The sequence below is a fragment of the Amycolatopsis melonis genome, assembly GCF_040064235.1.
Classification (GTDB): domain Bacteria; phylum Actinomycetota; class Actinomycetes; order Mycobacteriales; family Pseudonocardiaceae; genus Amycolatopsis; species Amycolatopsis melonis.
The window spans coordinates 470,483-489,944 of the sequence record NZ_JBDZYD010000006.1; the positions used below are offsets into that span (position 1 = coordinate 470,483).

The 19,462-nt window shown below is 72.4% G+C and carries 23 protein-coding genes; 8 read left to right on the plus strand and 15 right to left on the minus strand.

Annotated elements, in window-relative coordinates:
• Positions 1-121 precede the first annotated feature (121 nt).
• The 3 genes from ABJI51_RS19195 to ABJI51_RS19205 all read right to left on the minus strand — a co-directional run bounded on the left by ABJI51_RS19195 (position 122) and on the right by ABJI51_RS19205 (position 1,563).
• Complete coding sequence (locus ABJI51_RS19195) at positions 122-397, minus strand: hypothetical protein (protein ID WP_348952401.1); 276 nt, start codon at positions 395-397, stop codon at positions 122-124.
• A gap of 151 nt (positions 398-548) precedes the next feature.
• Positions 549-983, minus strand: a complete 435-nt coding sequence (locus ABJI51_RS19200) for a single-stranded DNA-binding protein (protein ID WP_348952402.1) — start codon at positions 981-983, stop codon at positions 549-551.
• 256 nt (positions 984-1,239) lie between these two features.
• Positions 1,240-1,563 (minus strand): zinc ribbon domain-containing protein, encoded by a 324-nt coding sequence (locus ABJI51_RS19205; protein WP_348952403.1) that lies wholly within the window; start codon positions 1,561-1,563, stop codon positions 1,240-1,242.
• A gap of 156 nt (positions 1,564-1,719) precedes the next feature.
• On the opposite strand from ABJI51_RS19205, the gene ABJI51_RS19210 reads away from it, so the two are divergent.
• On the plus strand, positions 1,720-2,145 hold the full coding sequence (locus ABJI51_RS19210) for a nitroreductase/quinone reductase family protein (protein ID WP_348952404.1): 426 nt from the start codon (positions 1,720-1,722) through the stop codon (positions 2,143-2,145).
• On the opposite strand, the gene ABJI51_RS19215 is transcribed toward ABJI51_RS19210, so the two are convergent.
• The 5 genes from ABJI51_RS19215 to ABJI51_RS19235 form a co-directional block, all read right to left on the minus strand.
• The gene (locus tag ABJI51_RS19215; RefSeq protein WP_431605631.1) at positions 2,142-4,256 is read right to left on the minus strand and encodes a transglycosylase domain-containing protein; all 2,115 of its coding nucleotides are present in this window, start codon (positions 4,254-4,256) and stop codon (positions 2,142-2,144) included. The two genes, ABJI51_RS19210 and ABJI51_RS19215, sit on opposite strands and share 4 nt — an antisense overlap.
• Before the next feature lie 36 nt (positions 4,257-4,292).
• Complete coding sequence (locus ABJI51_RS19220) at positions 4,293-5,114, minus strand: ABC transporter permease (protein WP_348952406.1); 822 nt, start codon at positions 5,112-5,114, stop codon at positions 4,293-4,295.
• Positions 5,074-5,877 (minus strand): ABC transporter ATP-binding protein, encoded by an 804-nt coding sequence (locus ABJI51_RS19225; protein ID WP_348952407.1) that lies wholly within the window; start codon positions 5,875-5,877, stop codon positions 5,074-5,076. Before ABJI51_RS19225 ends, ABJI51_RS19220 begins: the two co-directional genes overlap by 41 nt.
• A complete protein-coding gene (locus ABJI51_RS19230) occupies positions 5,874-6,314 on the minus strand; it encodes a MarR family winged helix-turn-helix transcriptional regulator (RefSeq protein WP_348952408.1) in 441 nt (146 codons plus the stop codon). Before ABJI51_RS19230 ends, ABJI51_RS19225 begins: the two co-directional genes overlap by 4 nt.
• A gap of 73 nt (positions 6,315-6,387) precedes the next feature.
• Entirely contained in the window at positions 6,388-6,708 is a 321-nt protein-coding gene (locus ABJI51_RS19235; RefSeq protein WP_348952409.1) for an ArsR/SmtB family transcription factor, read from the minus strand.
• A gap of 85 nt (positions 6,709-6,793) precedes the next feature.
• On the opposite strand from ABJI51_RS19235, the gene ABJI51_RS19240 reads away from it, so the two are divergent.
• From ABJI51_RS19240 to ABJI51_RS19255, 4 genes are all read left to right on the plus strand, one after another.
• Positions 6,794-7,798, plus strand: coding sequence for a zinc-dependent alcohol dehydrogenase family protein (locus ABJI51_RS19240; protein ID WP_348952410.1), 1,005 nt, complete (start codon positions 6,794-6,796; stop codon positions 7,796-7,798).
• Positions 7,799-8,015: 217 nt separating this feature from the next.
• A complete protein-coding gene (gene pspAB, locus ABJI51_RS19245) occupies positions 8,016-8,573 on the plus strand; it encodes a PspA-associated protein PspAB (RefSeq protein WP_348952411.1) in 558 nt (185 codons plus the stop codon).
• A gap of 70 nt (positions 8,574-8,643) precedes the next feature.
• Positions 8,644-9,054, plus strand: coding sequence for a VOC family protein (locus ABJI51_RS19250; protein WP_348952412.1), 411 nt, complete (start codon positions 8,644-8,646; stop codon positions 9,052-9,054).
• A 79-nt stretch (positions 9,055-9,133) separates the two neighbouring features.
• Complete coding sequence (locus ABJI51_RS19255) at positions 9,134-9,757, plus strand: hypothetical protein (RefSeq protein WP_348952413.1); 624 nt, start codon at positions 9,134-9,136, stop codon at positions 9,755-9,757.
• On the opposite strand, the gene ABJI51_RS19260 is transcribed toward ABJI51_RS19255, so the two are convergent.
• Positions 9,676-10,305: a hypothetical protein gene (locus tag ABJI51_RS19260; RefSeq protein ID WP_348952414.1), complete on the minus strand. Its 630-nt coding sequence runs from the start codon at positions 10,303-10,305 to the stop codon at positions 9,676-9,678. The genes ABJI51_RS19255 and ABJI51_RS19260 overlap by 82 nt on opposite strands.
• Positions 10,306-10,379: 74 nt before the next feature.
• Here ABJI51_RS19260 and ABJI51_RS19265 point away from each other — a divergent pair, with 74 nt between their 5' ends.
• Positions 10,380-11,069, plus strand: coding sequence for a GNAT family N-acetyltransferase (locus ABJI51_RS19265; RefSeq protein WP_348952415.1), 690 nt, complete (start codon positions 10,380-10,382; stop codon positions 11,067-11,069).
• A 9-nt stretch (positions 11,070-11,078) separates the two neighbouring features.
• On the opposite strand, the gene ABJI51_RS19270 is transcribed toward ABJI51_RS19265, so the two are convergent.
• Positions 11,079-11,516: a DUF2269 family protein gene (locus tag ABJI51_RS19270; RefSeq protein WP_348952416.1), complete on the minus strand. Its 438-nt coding sequence runs from the start codon at positions 11,514-11,516 to the stop codon at positions 11,079-11,081.
• 129 nt (positions 11,517-11,645) lie between these two features.
• Between ABJI51_RS19270 and ABJI51_RS19275 the strand changes: the two genes are divergently transcribed.
• Positions 11,646-11,999, plus strand: coding sequence for a hypothetical protein (locus ABJI51_RS19275; RefSeq protein ID WP_348952417.1), 354 nt, complete (start codon positions 11,646-11,648; stop codon positions 11,997-11,999).
• Positions 12,000-12,003: 4 nt separating this feature from the next.
• Here the strand turns inward: ABJI51_RS19275 and ABJI51_RS19280 are convergent, their stop codons facing one another.
• From ABJI51_RS19280 to ABJI51_RS19300, 5 genes are all read right to left on the minus strand, one after another.
• Complete coding sequence (locus ABJI51_RS19280; protein ID WP_348952418.1) at positions 12,004-13,281, minus strand: sensor histidine kinase; 1,278 nt, start codon at positions 13,279-13,281, stop codon at positions 12,004-12,006.
• A gap of 152 nt (positions 13,282-13,433) precedes the next feature.
• Positions 13,434-14,852, minus strand: coding sequence for a carboxylesterase/lipase family protein (locus ABJI51_RS19285; protein WP_348952419.1), 1,419 nt, complete (start codon positions 14,850-14,852; stop codon positions 13,434-13,436).
• A 149-nt stretch (positions 14,853-15,001) separates the two neighbouring features.
• Positions 15,002-17,176, minus strand: a complete 2,175-nt coding sequence (locus ABJI51_RS19290) for a xanthine dehydrogenase family protein molybdopterin-binding subunit (protein ID WP_348952420.1) — start codon at positions 17,174-17,176, stop codon at positions 15,002-15,004.
• Positions 17,173-18,135 (minus strand): FAD binding domain-containing protein, encoded by a 963-nt coding sequence (locus ABJI51_RS19295; RefSeq protein ID WP_348952421.1) that lies wholly within the window; start codon positions 18,133-18,135, stop codon positions 17,173-17,175. Before ABJI51_RS19295 ends, ABJI51_RS19290 begins: the two co-directional genes overlap by 4 nt.
• Positions 18,122-18,574: a (2Fe-2S)-binding protein gene (locus ABJI51_RS19300; protein WP_348952422.1), complete on the minus strand. Its 453-nt coding sequence runs from the start codon at positions 18,572-18,574 to the stop codon at positions 18,122-18,124. Before ABJI51_RS19300 ends, ABJI51_RS19295 begins: the two co-directional genes overlap by 14 nt.
• A 178-nt stretch (positions 18,575-18,752) precedes the next feature.
• Here ABJI51_RS19300 and ABJI51_RS19305 point away from each other — a divergent pair, with 178 nt between their 5' ends.
• The gene (locus ABJI51_RS19305; protein WP_348952423.1) at positions 18,753-19,322 is read left to right on the plus strand and encodes a TetR/AcrR family transcriptional regulator; all 570 of its coding nucleotides are present in this window, start codon (positions 18,753-18,755) and stop codon (positions 19,320-19,322) included.
• The last annotated feature ends 140 nt before the right edge of the window (positions 19,323-19,462 follow it).

The window sequence follows — 19,462 nt, forward strand, 5'->3', positions numbered from 1 at the left end:
GGGGGCACCGGCCCCCGCTTGGGCGGGGGGGGCGGGGGGTGGGGGCCCGGGGCCCCCCACGAGGGCGGGGTCGGGCGGCTCCATCTCTCTGGACTTGTCAAACACCTTGCCTGCCGCCGAGTCAGGCGGCGGGGCGTTGCTGCTGGGTCAGGACCGCGTGGCCTGCCGCTGTCAGGACTGCCGGGACCAGCTCTCCCGGCCTGCCCGGGCGGGCCGCGCGGAGGAGGCCCTGGTGGGCCAGTGCGTGGGCCGCGAACTGGTCGCCGCAGGAAAGGCCGTCGATGAACAGGTCGGGCTCGCTGCTGCACGACACCCTTGCGCGGCCCGCCGCGACCGCTCGGAGCATGGCGCGCATCCGGTGGTTGACCGCCGTTCCGGTCCTGTCGTTGGCGTTCATCTCGGTCCCTCCCGCTCGTCGTTCGGCCTCTTCTGCCTATGCGTCGAACCGGGGACCCGGATTTCGACCGCACCCGCGAGGAGCGTTCTCCCATCGTCACCGCCGGCGGTCGAGAGCGGGTCAAATCCCCGTCGACCGGGGACGGATCGGGTCAGAACGGGGGATCGCCGACCGCCACCGGCTCCGGGGTCCAGGTACTGCTGCCCTCGGCGCCGGTGGCGCGGATGTGCTTGGTCACCTTGGCCGTGGCGTAGCGCAGGGACGGGCCGACCTCGTCGACCTCCAGCTCCGTCACGGTCCGCCGCTCGCCTTCCTTCGTGTCGTACGTCCGCTGCCTGAGCCTGCCGTGCACGACGACGCGCGCGCCGCGGCCGAGGGACTCCGCGACGTTCTCCGCGTACTGCTTCCACACACTGCAGCGCAGGAACATCGGGTCGCCGTCGCGCCAGGCGCCGGACTCACGGTCGAACGTCCGGGGTGTCGACGCGACCGTGAAGTTCGCGACCGCCGTGCCTGCCTGGGTGAACCGCAGTTCGGGGTCGGTCGTCAGGTTGCCGACCACGGTGACCGTCGTTTCGCCTGCCATCGGGCTCCTCCTTCGCCTCGGGGTGCGGGGTGCACCGCTCTTGCCGACGAGGAGAGCACGGGGGTCCGACAATTCCGGGCCGGACCGCGGGCTGCCGTCACCCGGCCGGGGGTGGTTTCCGCGCCGCCGCGACCGCGCCCGGGCACGCCGGGCGGCCGGTCCGCGAAAGTGGTCACACGCTGGGCGAACGTGTCCGGGAACAGGGTGGGCGTGCGGGCGGTTTCGCCGCCGCGGATCTCACCCGGACGGGTGGCCTTCAGCGGTCCTGCTGGGGGAAGCCCTGCGGCTGGGAAGGGTGCTGGACGCCCTGCGGCTGCGGGTATCCCGGTGCGACCTGCGGCTGGCCCTGCTCCTGCGCGTGCAGGCGGACCGCGTCCTCCTTCGGGATCCGGTTCTCGATCCCGCAGAACGTGCACTGTGCGCTGTACTTGACGCTGATCGGGAACAGCGGGATGAAGAACAGCGTGAACTTCGTGACCGCCTTGCGCACGGCGTGCGCGGCGGGGTTGCCGCAGCGGGCGCACAGGAAGGTCGTCATCGCCAGCAAGGAAATCTTGGTCCGCCAGCCCCAGATCAGCATCGGTCTTCTTTCTTTCGGTCCTGCGTTCGCCGGGCAGCCTCGCACACCGGTGGCCGGTGCCGTGGCGGTTTCGGGGAACTCGCCAGGCGCCGGACCGGGCAAAGTGGACAATCGGCCCGGACGGCTGCCGCGGGGGCCCGGCGCTAGATTGGAAGCATGCCGAGCGACTTCGCCCTCAAGGCCATGAACGCCGTGCACCGCGGCCTGATCAAGCTCACGGGTGGGCGGGTGGGCTGGCAGGTCGCCATGCCCGTCCTCGAACTCACCACGATCGGGCGCAAGAGCGGCCGGCCGCGGTCGGTGCTGCTGACCTCGCCGCACCAGGACGGCGACACCTGGGTCGTCGTGGCTTCCCGCGGCGGCGACGACACGCATCCCGCGTGGTTCCTCAACCTCCGCGACAACCCCGACGTCGAGGTGTCGCTGAAGGGCGGGCCCAAGCAGCCGATGCGGGCGCGGGTCGCCGACGCCGGCGAGCGGGCCCGGCTGTGGCCGAAGATCACCGCCGAGTTCAAGAACTACGGGCAGTACCAGACGAAGACCGAGCGGGAGATCCCGCTCGTCTTCCTCGAACCGCGCTAGCTCCGCGCCGTCAGGTAGGCCGGGTCCGGTGGGGGGATCGGCTGGTCCGGGACCCCGGCCAGCAACTGGCTCATGGCGTGGAAGTACGGCGGTGCGGCCACCGTGCCGCCGAACGCGCCGTGGCCGCACTCGCCCAGGTGGACCGGTGTGCCCGGGCAGATCTCCTGTGGGTGGGGCCCGTCGGCGAAGACCATGGACGACACCGCGTAGTCGTTCACGCCGCCGACGAACGCGACGGACTCGCTCTGCTGGGTCGTGCCCGTCTTGCCGATGTCCGGGCGGGTCCAGCCTGCCGCGCGGGCCGCTTCGGCGGACGTGCCGCTCGTCGTGTCCTTGCTCAGGCCCGCTTCCAGCGTGTTCGCCACCCCCGTGGGGATGACCCGCTCGCACGCCTGCTGCCGCACCGGCACCGCGTTGCCGTTCCGGTCGGTCACCGACAGGATCGGGTTCGGCGGGCACCACACCCCGCCGCTCATCAGCGTCGCCGAGACGTTCGCCATCTCCAGCGGGCTCACCGGGCTGTTGCCCAGCGTGAACGACAGCAGGTTCTTGAAGTACTCCGACTGCGGCTCGCTGTACTGCGGGTTGCCCGACTTCGGGTCCGGCGTGCGGCCCGCGTCGTTGGTCGCCAGGGTGTTCCGCAGCCCCAGCTTGTAGGCCATGTCGAGCACCGCGGGCATGCCGACCTGCGACTCGAGCCCGACGAACGCGACGTTCGGCGACGTCGCCAGGCCGTCGGCCAGGGTGATCGGGTCCGCGTAGTGGCCGTCGTTGTGGACGGTGTAGCACGACGAATGCGTGTCCGGCACCGGGAAACACTCACTGTCGGGGTTGGGCAGCGGGGTGTTCAGCCCCGCCTTGCCGGTGACGAGCGCCGCGGCCGAGGTGAAGATCTTGAACGACGAGCCCGCGCCGAACTCGTTGCTCGCGTTGGCCACGATGTTCGTCGACGTCTCACCCCGCGCCGGGTCGGTGCCGTAGTTGCGGTTGGCGACCATGGCGAGCACCTGGTGCCCGTCCTGCCCCGGCTGGACGACGGCGAAGGTGTTCGCCACGCCGTCCTGGGTGGTCGGCACGTTGGCGTCCACGGCGTCCTTCGTCACCTGCGAGACGCGCGGGTCGAGCGTCGTCTTGATCGTGTACCCGCCGGTCGCCAGCTGGTCCGCGGTGAACCCGGCGTGCACGAGGTAGCTTTCCGCGTACGCGCAGAAGAATCCCGCGTCCGGCGCCGCGCCCAGGCACGTGCCGGACGGCGTGACCGGGCCGTCCGGCAGCAGCCCGAGCGGCGCCGCCTTCGCCGTCGCCGCGTAGGAGGCGGGGATGGACCCGTTGGTGACCATGTCGTCGATGACGAGGTTGCGGCGCTGCAGTGCCTTGTCCGGATGCGTGTACGGGTTGTAGATGCTGGGGTTGTTCACCATTCCGGCGAGCAGGGCGGCCTGCGGGACGGTCAGTTTGTCCGCTGTCGTCCCGAAGTACGCTTTCGCCGCGGCACCGACTCCGTACACGGTTCCGCTGAATTCGACCACGTTGAGGTAATTCGCCAGAATGTCGTCCTTGCTCATCGTGGCGTTGAGCTGGACGGCCATTTTCGCCTCACGCAGCTTGCGGGCCAGCGAGTCCTCGCGGTCGGCCTGCTGGGCGAGCGGGTCGGTCCGGTCGACGACGTTGATCAGGTAGTTCTTGACGTACTGCTGGGTGATCGTCGACGCGCCCTGCAGCGCGCCGCCGGTGCTGTCGTTGACCGCCGCGCGGAGCATGCCCTGCACGTCGACGCCGCCTTCGGTGTAGAACCGGCGGTCTTCCACCGCGACGATCGCGGCCTTCATCGCCGGGGCGATCCCGGCCGCGGCGACCGGGAGGCGGTACTGCGCGTAGAGCGTCGCGATCGGGGCGCCGGTGCGGTCGGTGACCGTGGTGGTCAACGGCGGTTCGGCGGCGGCGAGCTGTGCGGAAATGGCGTCCACCGAATCGCTCACGCGATTCGACAGCAGGCCCGCGCCGATGGCGGCGGGCGCCATCGTGCCGGCCACGAGAATTCCGGCGAGCACGCAGAAAGCGGCAAAAGGGACCAGGGCCTGACGACGTTTCACGGAATCGAGATTAGGCATTCCGGCATGAGGCTTCCGTTCGGTGAGACATGTGCCTCACCGGGCCAACCGGCCGAGCAGTCCCGAAGCGGCGGCGATGGCCACGACCGTCGACGCGGCCAGCACGGCGAAGTCGGCACCGAGATGCATCGGCGTGCCGATCAGCAGCCCGCGCAGCGCGTCGACCTGGTAGCTCAGCGGGTTGCCGTGGCTGAGCACCTTCAGCCACGACGGCATCAGATCCACCGGGTACAGCGCGTTCGAGCCGAAGAACAGCGGCATGGTGATCGCCTGCCCGATGCCCATCAGCCGTTCCCGGGACAGCACGATCCCGGCGATCACGATGGACAGGCAGCAGAAGAACGCCGAGCCGAGCACGAGCACCACGGCCATGGCGAGCAGCTTCAGCGGGTTCGCCGTCAGCCCGACGCCGAGCAGCGCGGCCAGCACCAGCACCATCAGTGCCTGGACCAGCGCGCGGACCCCGGCCGCGAACGCCTTGCCCGCGACGAGGGCCGCGCGCGGGGTCGGGGTCACCAGGAGCTTGGCGAGCACGCCCGCGTCACGCTCCCAGATGATCTGGATGCCGTAGAAGATCGCGATGAACAACGCCGACTGCGCGAGGATGCCCGGCGCCAGGTAGTCGAGGTAGGGCGTCGAGCCGGTCGGGATCGCGCGCAGCCGGGTGAACGTCTCGCCGAAGAGCAGCAGCCACAGCGCGGGCTGGATGGCGCGGGTGAGCAGCTCGGTCTGGTCGCGGCGCAGCTTCTGCAGCTCGACCAGGCACATCGCGCCGGCACGCGCGAACAGCACGCGCAGGCGGCGCAGCGGGCCGGGGTCAGCCGAGACGGCGGGCGGTGCGGCGAGCGGCACGGACACTGCGGATCCCTCCTTCGTCCCCGTCGAGGCGGTCGCCGGTGACGGCGCGGAACACGTCGTCCAAAGAGGACTCCGGACCGAGCCCGGCCGCCAGCCCGGCCGGGGTGCCGAGCGCGCGGACCCGGCCGGTGTGCAGCAGCGCGACGCGGTCGCAGTACTGCGCGGCCTCGTCCATGTAGTGGGTGGTGACCAGCACGGTCATGCCGGTCGCGGCCCGGATCGCGGTGATGCGGTCCCACACCGAGGACCGGGCGACCGGGTCGAGCCCGATCGTCGGCTCGTCGAGCACGAGCAACCGCGGCGAGCTGACCAGGGCCTGCGCCAGTTCCAGGCGGCGGATCATGCCACCGGAGTACGTCCCGGCCGTGCGGTCGGCGTCGCCCGCCAGCCCGACCAGGTCCAGCGCGAGCCGCACCTGCTCGCCGCGCCGGGCGCGCGGCACGTCGAAGAGCCGGGCGAACAACGCGACGTTCTCGCGGCCGGTCAGCGCGCCGTCGGCGGACAGCTGCTGCGGGACGTACCCGATCAGCCGCCGCACGGCCATCCGCCGCCGCGCCACGTCGACGCCGAAGACGGCGATCCGGCCGGGTGCCGTGGGCAGCAGCGTGGTGATCATCCGCAGCGTGGTGGTCTTGCCCGCGCCGTTCGGGCCGAGCAGGCCGAACACCTCGCCGGGCTGGATCTCCAGGTCGACGCCGTCCACCGCGCGGGTGGTGCCGAACGAGTGGCTCAGGCCGGTGCAGCGCACCGCGGGTTCGGTCATGCCTGCTCCTTCAGGATGCCCATGAGCTTTTCGAGGGACGGCAACGCCTTCCCGATCGCGTCGATGTCCTCTTCGGACAGACCGGCGAGGGCGGCGGCGACCAGCTCGGTGCGGGCTCGCCGCCAGTTCGCGATCCGGTCGCGGGCCGCGGCGGTGAGCTCCAGCCGGGTGGCGCGCCGGTCGGCCGGGTCGGCCTCGCGGCGCAGCAGCCCGGCGTCGGCGAGCTGGTTGACCAGCGTGCTGACCGAGTTGGCCGCGAGATGCAGCTCGCGGGCCGCCGCGGCGACGCCGATGCCGGGCCGGTCGGCCACCACGCGCAGGACTTCGAGCTGGGCGCCGGGCAGCGGGGTGCCCGTCAGCCCGGTGCGGGTCCGGCGGCGCACCACCCGGCGGATCCCGGCCACCGCGCCCAGCAGGCGTTCGGCGAGTTCGGTCATGCCTCCGAAGTTAGCTCTGACTCAGAACTATTAGCAACGCTAAATGTCTGGAAGGCGGGGAACGTCCGGAAAATCAGCGGGCGGCTTCGGCGAGGGCCAGGTCGAGCAGGCCGGGGAAGCGGGCGTCGAACTCTTCGCGGCGCAGGGCGTTCAGGCGCTGCGTGCCGCTGTCCCACTGCTTCAGCAGGCCGGCCGCGCGGAGGATCTTGAAGTGGCGGGACGCCGCGGGCTTGCTGACCGGCGGCATGATCGCGCCGCACGACTGGCCGGGTTCGCGGGCGAGCGCGGCGACCATGGCCAGCCGGTGCGGGTCGCGCAGTGCCTCCAGGGCCATGGCGAACGAGACGTCCTCGAGTGCCGGGTGCTCCAAGGGGGTCGCGGTGCGGCTGGCCATGTCCCGAGTATCCCTGGTTGCCGGGAGGCGGGCCGCTGTGCCATGGTCGATGTTAGCCGATTGGTTAACATGAGGGAGTTCCCCAGTGCGCGTCTACCGTCCCCGGGCCGGTCAGCTCGTCGAGCGCGAAGAGCCCATGCCCGAGCCGCAGCGCGGCGAAGTGCTCGTGCGCGTGCGGGCCGTCTCGCTCAACTACCGCGACCTGCTGATCCTCAACGGCGACCACTTCGTCACCGGGCCGGCGGAGCTGATCCCGGTGTCCGACGCCGCGGGCGAGGTCGCCGCGGTCGGCGAAGGCGTCACGCGCTTCGCCGCCGGTGACCGGGTGATCTCCAGCTTCCACTCGCACTGGATCGGCGGACGGCTGCCCCCGGCCGAAACCCTGCGCGGGTACGGCAACGCGCAGGACGGCTGGCTCGCCGAATACCGCGCGGTCTCCGAGCACGCGCTGGTCGCACTGCCGGACTCGATCACCTACCAGCAGGGCGCGACGCTGCCGTGCGCGGCCGTCACGGCGTGGACGTCGCTCAACGGCGGCACGCCGCTCGGCCCCGGCGACGTCGTGCTCACGCTCGGCACCGGCGGGGTGTCCCTGTTCGCGCTGCGGCTGGCCAAGGCGCACGGCGCACGGGTGGTCTCGACCACGTCGAGCCCGGCCAAGGCGGAGCGGCTGACCGCGCTCGGCGCCGACGTCGTGATCGACTACACCGCCACGCCCGAATGGGGCAAGGCCGTCCTCGACGCCACCGGTGGCCGCGGTGCGGACCGGATCGTCGAGGTCGGCGGGCCGGGCACCTTCGCGCAGTCGCTCGTCGCGGCCGGGACGCACCACGCCGACATCGCGCTGGTCGGCTTCGTCGGTACGAGCGGGCCGCCGATCGACGTGATGGACCTGTTCCGCAGCGGCGCGACCGTGCGGAAGATCTGGGTCGGCAGCCGCGACGACACCGAGGACCTCGTCCGGCGGCTCGCCGTTCACCCGATCGAGCCGGTCGTCGACAGCGTTCACCCGTTCGAGGAGGCCGGGGCGGCGTTCCGGCGGTTCGAAAGCCGGGGCAACTTCGGCAAGGTCGTCATCACCGTTGCCTGAGGCGAGAGGAATACCGCTGATCGGCTGAACTGCTGTACCGGTGACCGTTCGGCGGCGGGCCGGTGCCGTTCGCCGCGTAGCCGCCCGGTGCCGGTCCGGAACCGGGCGGCGCGGGCGCATGCTGTCCTTTCCGACCCCGCGTCCCCGCGCCTGACGTCCAGTGTGGACATTGCCAGTGCGCCCGGCCCGGCGGTCTTCTCGACCGGAGACAGGACACATGACTCTGTTGGACAGCAAGCTCGTCCGCTACTGGACGTCGCGCCCGCACCTGCAGTCGCTCTACACCCTCGCCGCCGCGGCCCCGCGGATGCGCGCCGCGCTCGGTCTCGCGCCCACCGGCGGCGGGACGATCGCCTTCCGGGTGGACGGCGACGCGCTCGCCCGCACCCAGGCGGAGCTGATCGCCGCGACGCCGTCCCGGCAGCCGGTGCACCCGCTGGTGACGCAGGACCTCTACGGCCGCTCGACGGTCCGGTGCTGGCGGCGCAACCACGACCTGCGCGTGCTGACCGGCGACCTGGTGGACGTCGCCGACCGGCTGACCCGGGCGGGCTACGGCGGCTGCCTGCGGTTCGCGGCCGTCGACTTCGCCGAGCAGGCCGGGCGCCGGGAAGGCAGGCTCGCGCTGGTGTACCTGTTCGACCGCGGCACCTTTCACGCCGCCGCGGCACCCGGCGGCAGGCCGCTCGACCGCGCGCTGGAACTGCGGGCCCGTGCCGCGCTGCACGGCACCCTGCCGCTGGAACCGGAGGCAGGCCGCCGGTTCGTCCTCTGAATTTCTGCCGATTGGCGCAACCCCGGAGGTCTGCGAGGATGCTGCTCTCTGCCGAGCGAAGGAGATGACCGTGGCTTCTCGCCTCAACCCGTACCTGAGCTTCCGCGATGATGCGCGGCAGGCCATGGAGTTCTACAAAGACGTCTTCGGTGGCACCCTGACCATGAACACGTTCGGGGAATTCGGTTCACCCGAAGGGGCGGACGCGGACAAGATCATGCACTCCCAGCTGGAAGCCGACAACGGCTTCACGCTCATGGCAGCCGACACCCCGGCCGGGATGGAGCACAACCCGGGGACCAACATCTCGGTGAGCCTCAGCGGCGACGACGCCGAAGACCTGCGGGGCTACTGGGAAAAGCTGAGCGACGGCGGCACCGTGACGGTTCCGTTCGAAAAGCAGATGTGGGGCGACGAATTCGGCGCCTGCGTCGACAAGTTCGGCATTCCCTGGATGGTCAACGTCGTCCAGTCCGGGTGACCGAGCCGTTGCAGGCGGTGCCTCCGTCGGTGACGATGGAGGCACCGGCGTGGCGTGGCGCCGGGCCGAAGGAGGCCCGATGGCGGGTTTTCCCTGGACGTGTGCGCAGTGCGGTGCGGTCAACGACGCCGCGGCCCGCCGCTGCGGCACCTGCGCGAACCTGGCACCGGGCCGGGCACGCGCCCGGGCGCTGTGGGTGTTGCTGACACTGATGGTCGTTGCCGGGGTCGCGGTGGGCGGGGTCCTGCTGTTCACCGGTGGCCCGCGCGGCAAGCAGGCCGCGACCGGCCCGTTCCCGCAGTACACGACGCCTTCGCTGCCGACGACCAAGACCGTGGTCTCAACCGTCGAGGCCGTCACCCCGCCGCCGGCGCCGTCCACTTCGGCGCCGGCGGACAAGCCGTGCCCGGCCGACGCGGCGCGCTACCTGCCCGGCGGCCAGGGGACGGCGCTGCTCGTCGCCCAGACCGCGAAGTCGCTCATCACGATCTGCCGGACGCCCGACGGCCGGATCTTCTACGACGGCCAGGCCCGCGGGAAGCCGGTTTCGGACGACACGCACATCGTGCTGCCCGCCGAGGCCTCGGGCGACGGGTTCGTGGCCACGAACGGCGAATACCGCTACGAGGTCGGCGGCGGCAGGCTCGTCGTGTCGGCCGGGTCCGCCGTGCTCTCCGACGAGGAGCTGGCGGTGGTCGGCTGAGTGCCGAACAGCTCGTCGACCGGTTCCGCGTCGAAGCCGAGGTCGGCCCGCATCCGGGCACGCATGACGCGGTAGCCGCGCTGGCCGGCGTCCCAGGCGGGCCGCATCCGGGCACGGTCGCCGTCGGGCTCCAGCAGCATCGCGGCCAGCCGCATCCGGGGGAGCGTGGCGTCGCTGACCAGCTGCCGGACCGCTTCCGGCGCGTGCAGCACGACCGGCCCGAGCGCGTGCTGGCATTCGCTGCGTACCTGGCGCAGTTCCGCGAGCTGGTGCTCGTCGAGTTCACCTTCCGACTCCCGGATCGCCCGGGCCTGGAAGAGCACGCCGTCGAACGCCTCGATGACACCCAGCAGCTGCGCGTAGGCGTCGGCGCGGGTCTCGTGCGTCCGGGCCTCGCGTTCGCGCTGCCACCGGCGCTCTTCCCGCGCGGTTTCCTCGGCCATCCGGCGGGCCTCGCGCCGTCCCGAAAGGACCTGGGTCAGCAGCACCCCGGCCAGGCCGAGCAACGCGACGACGATCGGAATCCACACCGGGACCTGGGAACCCACGCCCGCACCCTACCGACGCCGCTCACGATGTGGGAGCACCGCCGGGCCGCGGCCGCTTTCCGGATGCTGGAGCCATGGCTTCCCCGCTCGACAACCCCGCCTGGGCGTCGCTGGCCGGCCCGCACGCCCGGTTCGCGCAGCGGCGCGGGCGCGTGCTGCGCTACCCCGAAGACGTCGCGCCGTTCTTGGCCCTGCCGGACGACCCCGGCGAGCAGGACTGGCGGGACGTCGCGGGCCTCGCCGGGCCGGGTGCCGTCGTGGTGCTCGCCGCCACGTCCGCGCGGCCGCCGTCCGGCTGGGAAGTCGTCGACACGATCCCCGGCGTCCAGCTGGTCGGCGAGGAGGTTGCCGCCGCGGCCGACCCGGAAGCCGTGCGGCTCGGGCCCGCCGACGTGCCGGAGATGCTCGACCTGGTCGAGCGCACGCGGCCGGGACCGTTCCGGAACCGGACCGTCGAGCTGGGCACCTACCTGGGCATCCGCCGGTGCGGCGTGCTGGTCGCGATGGCGGGCGAGCGGCTGCACCCGCCGGGGTACACCGAGATCAGCGCGGTCTGCACCGACCCGGCGTACCGCGGGCAGGGCCTGGCGACCCGGCTGGTCCTGGCGATCGCGGACGGCATCCGCCAGCGCGGCGAGACCCCGATGCTGCACGCGGCGGCGTCGAACACCGCGGCGATCCGGCTCTATCTTTCGCTGGGGTTCGTGCTGCGGCGCCGTCCGGACTTCGTCGCGGTGCGGGTGCCGGTCGCGGTGGGTGTCTAGCGCGGGCCGTCAGGCGCCCGTCGTCGAGCCGGGGCGGACGATCATCAGCACGGTGACCGCGGCCCACAGCAGGTTGAACACGCCGGTGACCATGGCCAGCCGGGCCGCCCGGCCGCCCAGCGTGTCCGATGTGGACTCTCCGGCCAGCAGCCGCCGTTGTCCCGGCAGGACCAGCAGCGCCAGCACGGCCGCCGCCACCGCGGTCAGGCCGATCGACACGAGCAGCCACCGATCGCCCATGACGTGCATCGTGCCCGCGACGCCGAAGCCGAACACCGGTACCGCGATGGCCGCGTAGGTGTACACGCGGCAGATCCGGTGCAGCAGCGTCGCGGCCTTCAGGTCGTGCTTGCGGACCGCGGCGGGGAACATGCTGGCCGCGACGGCGACCGGGCCGACCGCCAGTACCGCCGCCAGGACGTGGACCGAGAGCAGGAATTTCGACACGCGCCGAAGCTACCGGGCCGCGGGCCCGGGGTGGGAGTGGCCGGACTGCCAGGAACCACAGAATTCCGGCCATGTGTCGATTCCCGCCGTGCCGGTTCGACGTCCGGGTGAGAGCGAAAGGGGAATCCGATGACCTGCACCGCCACACCGAACCGGGTCCGGAGCCTGCCGGTCCTGCTCGCCACCGAAGACGACGCCGAGGACATGGGCCTGCTGGCGCCGGACGACCGCCTGACCTGCCACGTGCACGGCCGCTGGATCCACCAGTGCGCCGCTTCGCCGTCGCACGTCAACCCGGTCACCCGGCACCGCTGGTGCCGCGGCTGCCGGAACGAGCTGACCGTCGCTGTCGACGAGCTGTCGGGGGAGGTGGCGATGTCGTGCCCCCGTTGCGGGCACGGCGGGAGTGCCGCCACCACTCGGCTGGTCGCTGCCTGCCGGGCGAGTCTGGCTGCCGAGCGGGCTGTCCGGTTCGCGGCCTGACCGCTCAGCCGGGCACCCACATCGTGACCCGGGTGCCGCGGCCCGGCTGCGAATCGACCGTCCCGTGGCCGCCGACCTCGGCCAGCCGGGCCACGATCGACTGGCTGATGCCGAAGCCCGGCGGCCGGTCGTGGATGTCGAAGCCCTGGCCCTGGTCCCGCGCCACCACCGCGATCCCGCCGTCGCGTTGCTCCACGCGCAGCACGACCTGCTTGGTCCCGGAGTGCTTCACCGTGTTGCGCAAGGCTTCCCGGACCGCCTCGACCAGTGCGCTGCGCCGGTCCTGGGACACCTTGTGGTCGTCGGCGAAGTCCGCGGCGACCAGCTGCGTGCGCAGGCCGTCGCGGGCCAGTTCCGTGGCGACGTCGGCCAGTTCCACCGCGAAGCTGCGCCTCGACCCCGTCGGCACCGGCTCGGTGATGTGGCGGCGCAGCTCCGCCGCCTCCGCCTTGGCGACCGAGCGCAGCTCCGCCAGCCGGGTCACCGCGTGCGTGTCGTCGCCCGGGGCCGAGATGGCCAGTGCCTCCAGCGTCTGCAGGACGCTGTCGTGCATGATCCGCCGGGTCCGGCGGCGCTCGGCCTCACGGCCGCGCCGCAGGCCGATGTCCACCGCGAACCGCGTGCCGACGCCGAGCAGGATCAGGATCGCCACGGCGATCACGATCGCCACCGCGAGCGCCACCAGGCAGCCGATCGACCGCGTCACCGCGAGCGGATGGGTCAGCGGGAGCCCGCCGGCCAGGGTCAGCGCCGCGCGCAGCGGGACGGCCGCCACGAACAGCCACAGCGCCGTGGGCAGCCCGGACGTCCCCGCGGCCATGGCGATCCCGCCGACCAGCCATGTCCACGGCACGTCGACCGCGAACGGCTGGATCGCGTCCGGCGCCGTCGCGGCCACCGCGAAGCAGAGCGCCACGCCCACGACGAGATCCACGGCGAGCGCCCGCCGGGTCAGGCGGGCCCGCAGCCCGCCCGCGCGCAGCACCCACACCACGGCGGCGGCGTTGGCGGCGACCGCGAACACGGTCGCGCCCAGGACCGGTCCGAGCCCGAGGCTGCCGTTCGCCGCGGTGAAGCCGATGAACACCTTCACGAAGGCGGCGATCCGGTAGGCCAGCGGCACGACGACCCAGTAGCGCGCGGCGCGGGCGAGGGTGGCGTCGCCGACGGCGGTGAGATCACCGTTGTCGACGGCGGCGCGGGGCGGATCGGCGGGGGCACCGCTGCGGAGCAGGGTGCGGACGAAGGCGCGTGGCGGCGTGGCGGAGCCCGCCTCGGGCATCGGTGGTCCCCATTCATCCGGCGTCCGGGCGCCTGAGCCTGGCAGCGCGGCGGGGGAGTCGTCAACCGTTCCGGGGCCGAGTCCAGCCCGGTGGAGCAGCCGACTCGCGTGCTTGAAGGGTCGACACGCGTGATCAGAGGGTCGACACGGGGTCAGTAGGCGTGGAACACGGTGTCCTCGGCCCAGCCCGGCGCGCCCGTCGCGGCGAAGCGGAGCCAGGCGTCGTTCAGCTCGCTCGCCAGTTCCTGCGGCGGCTGCTCGCCGAACAGGCCGCGCGGCCCGGTCACCGTGTCCAGTGCGTCGAACACGAACGGCAGCTCGAGCCCATGGCATGCGCCGAGCCTGCCGTCGAGGGCCGGGGAACCCCACTCGAACTCGTAGCGGAACGTGCGGCCCGTGTGGTGGGCCGCCAGGTCGCGGACGCCGTCGCGGAAGACCAGGTCCGTCAGGGCCTCGACCAGGACTTCGCCGGCCGTGCGGCCGGAACCCAGCCCGTACGCGTGCAGCACGCCCGCCGGGTCCGGGTGGGACACCGCGAGCGCCGCCACCGCTTGGTCGTCGGTGACCGCTTCCAGCGCGCCGGTGGGCACCAGGTACAGCCGCATCTCCTCGCTGCAGCTGCCCACGAGCAGGTCGACCCCGGCGCCCGCGCCCGCGCGGATCGCTTTCGCCGGGTGCTGGGGCAGGACGTCGTCACCGACCACCGGCAGGAACGGGCTGAGGCCGTACCCGCGGTCGTAACCCAGCGCGTCGCGCAGGTCGGGCGCGCCGCCCGGCCGCAGCACCGCGTCCTGCGCGTCGAGCAGCTGCTCGGTCGAGACCTTGCGGAACGCCTCGGCGGTCGCCTCCGTCTTCAGCTCGTCGGCGATCACCTTGGCCAGGCGCCGGGCCTGCACGCCGTCGCGGACCATGTCCGGGTGTCCGCTTTGGACGATCGCGCGGTGGAAGAGTCCCGCCGACAGCGGGGAACCGAGCAGGCAGGAAACGCTGACCGCGCCGGAGGCGGCGCCGAAGAGGGTCACGTTGGCGGGGTCGCCGCCGAATCCGGCGATGTTGTCCCGTACCCAGCGCAGCGCGGCGAGCTGGTCGCGCAGCCCGAGGTTCGTGGTGCCGCCCTCCAGCGGCAGGAAGCCGTCGACGCCCAGCCGGTACTGGACGGTGACCAGCACCGCGCCGCCCCGCGCGAACGCGGTCCCGTCGCACACCGGCGCCGAGCCGGTGCCGCCGATGAACGCCCCGCCGTGCACGAACACCAGCACCGGCAGCGCCGCGCCGCCCGGCTGCGGCGTCCAGACGTCCACCGTCAGGTACTCCGGGCCCGGCCGCCAGCCGGGGCCGGTGAGCGGCGCCAGGTCGAGCCCCGGCACGTCGTGACGGCGCTGCGGCGCGGTCGGCCCGGGTCTGGCCGTGTCGCGGACGCCTTCCCACGGCGGCGCCGGGACGGGTTCGGCGAAGCGCAGCTCGCCCTCGGGCGCGGCGGCGTAGGGAATGCCGCGGAACAACGCGACGCCGGCGGAGGTGAGCTGACCGCGGACCGCGCCGGACGTGGTGGGGACGACGGGGTCGGTCATGCGGGGAGTCCCTTCGTGGCACGGAGAAGATCCCGCCAGCCTAGGACCGCGGGCAACCCGCGTCATGACCCGATCGTCCGACACGGTCCCGCCGGAAAATCACCGGCAGGAAGGGCCCGTTGACGGACGGAACGGGCCCTTCCCGCCGGTCAGCCTTCGAGCAGATCCTCGATCGTGATCGGGATGTGCCGGACCCGGATGCCGGTCGCGTTGTACACCGCGTTGGCCACCGCCGCCGCCATGCCGACCGTGCCGATCTCCCCGAGACCACGCGCGCCGACCGCGTTGTGCAGCGTGTCCGGGTACTCGACGAAGTGGACGTCGACCTCCGGGATGTCCGCGTTGACCGGCAGCAGGTAGCCCGCGAAGTCGGCGTTGGCCGGACGGCCGTTCGCCTCGATCTCCAGTGCCTCGTGCAGCGCGGCCGAGACACCCCAGATCATGCCGCCCATGAGCTGGCTGCGAGCGGCCTGCTCGTTGATGATCCGGCCCGCGTCGAACACGCCGAGCATCCGCGACACGCGCGCCTCCCGCGTCCACTTGTGCACCCGGACCTCGCAGAACTGGGCGCCCCAGGAGGCGAACGAGTGCTTGGTCAGCTCTTCGCCGGGTGCCGACGAGCCGGTCACCTCGAGCGATTCGCGCCCGAGCGCACGCAGCAGCTCCCCGAACGTCAGCGACTCCCCGCCGGCGAACACGCGCCCGTCGGCGTAGGTGACCTCGCGCCCCTCGAACGGCGCGCCGGGATCGGCCGCGAGCGCGGTCAGCTCGTCGATCGCCTTGGTGGCCGCGATCATGATTGCGGTGCCCGCGCTCGCCGTCGCCGTCGAGCCGCCGGACATGCCACCCGGCGGCAGCGCCGAGTCGCCGAGCCGCGGGGTGATCCGGTCGGCGGGGATGTCGAGTGACTCGGCACCCACCAGGGACAGCACGGTCAGCAGGCCGGTGCCGGGATCGGCGCCGCTGGTCGCGACGACGGCGGTGTCGTCCGCCTTCAGCGTGATGCCGACGGTGGCCGGGAACCGCAGCGCGGGGAACACCGCGGTGGCCACGCCCATGCCGACCAGCCAGTCACCGTCGGTGCGGGTGCCCGGCGGCCGGTGCGCCCAGCCGAAGCGCTGCGCGCCGACGCGGAAGCACTCGTCGAGGTGCTTACTCGACCACTGCAGGTCGTGGCCGGGCGGGGCGGTGGAGTTGTTGCGGACACGCAGCTCGATCGGGTCCATGCCCAGCTTCTCGGCGAGTTCGTCCATCGCGCTTTCCAGCGCGAACGAGCCGGGTGCCTCGCCGGGGGCCCGCATGAACGTCGTCGGCGGGACGTTCAGCGGCACGAGCTTCTGGGTGATGGACAGGTTCCTCGTGGCGTACCACTCGCGCGAGGTGCCGTGCGACGTCGGTTCGACGAACGACCGGGCCGTGTCGGTGTGACACCACGAGTCGTGGCGCAGGGCGACCAGGGTCCCGTCCGGTTCGGCGCCGATCGCGAGCTTCTGGACCGTGGCGGCCCGGCCGGCGGTGGCGGTGAAGACCTGTTCGCGGGTGAGCGCGGCCTTCACCGGCCGGCCGAGGGAGCGGGCCGCCGCCGCGGCCAGGAACGCGGGCGTCGAGGTCCGGCCCTTGCCGCCGAACGCGCCGCCGACGAACGGGTTGATCGCGTGCACGGCCTCCGGGGCCAGGTCCAGCGCCATGGCGAGTTCGGCCGCCTGCATGTTGGACGCCTGGTTCCCGCTGTAGACGGTCAGCTCGCCGTCCTCCCACACCGCGACCGCGGAGTGCGGTTCCAGCGCGGCGTGGTTCTGCGTCGCGGTCGTGTAGGTCGCCTCGACGACCACCGGGCTCGCGGCCAGCGCGGCTTCGATGGATTCGACGCCGTCTTCCAGCACCTCGATCTCCGGCGGCGCACCGCTGAAGTGCGGCGGCGCGAGTTCGGCCGTGTCGAGGTGGTCGAGGAGCGAGGTCCGGGCGGGCTGCTCGCGATAGGCCACTTCGACGAGAGCCGCGGCGTCCCGCGCCTGCTCGAAGGTCTCCGCGACGACGAAGGCGATCGGCTGGCCGTAGTAGGTGACTTCCTTGTCCTGCAACGGAACCCAGGTGTCGCCGAACGCCGGCAGGCTCGGCGTGCGCAGCGCCAGCGGGTCGAACGGCGTGTACACCGCGAGCACGCCGGGCGCGCTCGTCGCCGCGGTGGTGTCGACGGCCTCGATCTCGCCGTGGGCGATCGTGCTGAGCACGACGTAGCCGTAGACCATGCCGGGCAGGACGCGGTCGGCGCCGTACCTGGCCTCGCCGGTGACCTTGAGCGGCGCGTCCAGCCGGGCGATCATCGGGAACTCCCCTCGGTCAGTTCGAGCAGCGCTCGGATGACGGTCCGCTTCAGCAGCGGCACCTTGAACGCGTTGTGCGCCAACGGCCGTGCGCCGTCGGCCGCGACGGCGGCGGCCGCTTCGAAGGACGCCTGGGTCGCCGGGGCGCCCCGCAGCGCGTCTTCGACGGCGGTGAGCCGCCACGGCACCGTCCCGACGCCGCCGGCCGCGACCCGGGCGTCGGCGACGATCCCGTCGCGGACGTCCAGCGCGACGGCGGCCGAGCACAGCGCGAACTCGTACGACTGCCGGTCGCGCACCTTGACGTAGGTGGAGTTCACCGCCCAGTCCAGGCGCGGGACGACCACCTCGGTGATCAGCTCGCCCGGCCGCAGGTCGTTCTCCAGCGCCGGGGTGTCGCCGGGCAGCTGGTAGAAGTCGCGGAGGGCGACCTCGCGCGTGCCGCCGGCGTCGGCCAGTCGCAGCCGCGCGTCGAGCGCGACCAGGGCGACGGCGACGTCACTGGCGTGCGTGGCCGCGCAGGCGTCGCTCGTGCCGAGGATCGCGTGCATCCGGTTCGCGCCGGTGAGTGCCGGGCAGCCGCTGCCGGGCACGCGCTTGTTGCACGGCGAGGCGACGTCGCGGAAGTACGAGCATCGCGTGCGTTGCAGCAGGTTCCCGCCGATGCTGGCCATGTTCCGCAGCTGCTGCGACGCGCTCAGCAGCAGGGCGCGCGAGATCGCCGGGTAGACGCCCTCGTGCGCGGCGATGTCGCTCATCCGCTCCAGCGCGCCGATCCGCAGGCCGTCGGAGGTGTCGATGCCGCGCAACGGCACCGCGTTGATGTCGAGCACGTGCTCCGGGGTGAGGACGTCGAGCTTCATCAGGTCGACCAGCGTCGTGCCGCCGGCCAGGAAGGTGCCGGGTGTCGCGAGCGCGGCTTCGACGGTGGTGGGTGCGGTCAGCTCAAAGGGACGCATCGGCCCGCCTCGCCTGCTCGACGGCCTTGACGATGTTCGGGTAGGCCGAGCACCGGCACAGGTTGCCGGACATGAACTCCCGCACGTCGTCGACGTCCTGCTCGACGGCGGCGACCGCCGACATGATCTGCCCGGCGGTGCAGAACCCGCACTGCAGGGCGTCCTGGTCGGCGAACGCCTGCTGCACCGGATGCAGACCGTCCTCAGTGGACAGTCCTTCGACGGTGGTGACCGGCTGCCGGACCGTGGCGGCCAGGGTGAGGCACGACAGCACGGGCCGCCCGCCGACGTGCACGGTGCAGGCGCCGCACTGCCCGCGGTCGCAGCCCTTCTTCGGGCCGGTGACGGCGAGGCGCTCCCGCAGCGCGTCCAGGAGCGTCACGCCGGGATCGACGTCCAGGTGTTCGGTTCTGCCATTGACTTCGAGTGAGATGTCCACTGGTCACTTTCCGTGGATCGGTCGAGCCTCTGTGGTGGGAGAGAGACGTACCGGATAGTCATCCGCTTCGTCTGCCGCGAGGCTAGCGGATTAGAATCCGCTTCGCAATGCAGTGCTCGTGCTGGAGTTGCTCCAGCTCTGGGTTAGATTCGGCGGGGACGGAACCGGGAGGTGTGCGATGACGACGGGATCGGTCAGTCCCCGCCGGGCGGACACCCGCCGTAACCACGAGCGCATCCTCGTCGCGGCGGCGGCGTCGCTGGCGGAGACGGGCGAAGTGTCGTTCAACGCGATCGCGAAGCAGGCCGGAGTCGGCGTCGGCACGGTCTACCGCCACTTCCCGACACCGGAGGCGCTGATCCTGGCGGTCTACCGCCGCGAGGTCCGGCACATCGTGGAGGTCGTCCCGGTCCTGCTGGAGAAGCACGAGCCGGGCGAGGCGTTCCGCCACTGGGTGACCGACCACGTGGCGCACTACATGATGACGAAGAAGGGCCTGGCCGACGCACTCCGCACGGCCACGGCGGCCCGCGGCCAGCTCCCGGTCGACGCGTACGAGGACCTGGTCGGAGCGGTGGCGGAGATGCTCGACGCCAACGCGGCTGCCGGGACGGTCCGGTCGGGCCTGGACCCGGTACTGGTGATGCGGGGCATGGGCGGCCTGCTCTGGCTCGACCCGAACGAGGACTGGCGCAGCGACGCGGCGAACCTCGCCGACCTGCTGTGGTACGGCCTGGCGGCGCGGTAGGGCCACGCGCTGAAAGGGACTTTCCTTGCATCAGGTGCGAGGAAAGTCCCTTTCGCTGCGCCGGACGAGACGAACGTCCCTTTCAGCTCACCCGTGGGTGCGCTGCCCGGCTGGGTGACCGCGATCGCCGCCGGGGCGGG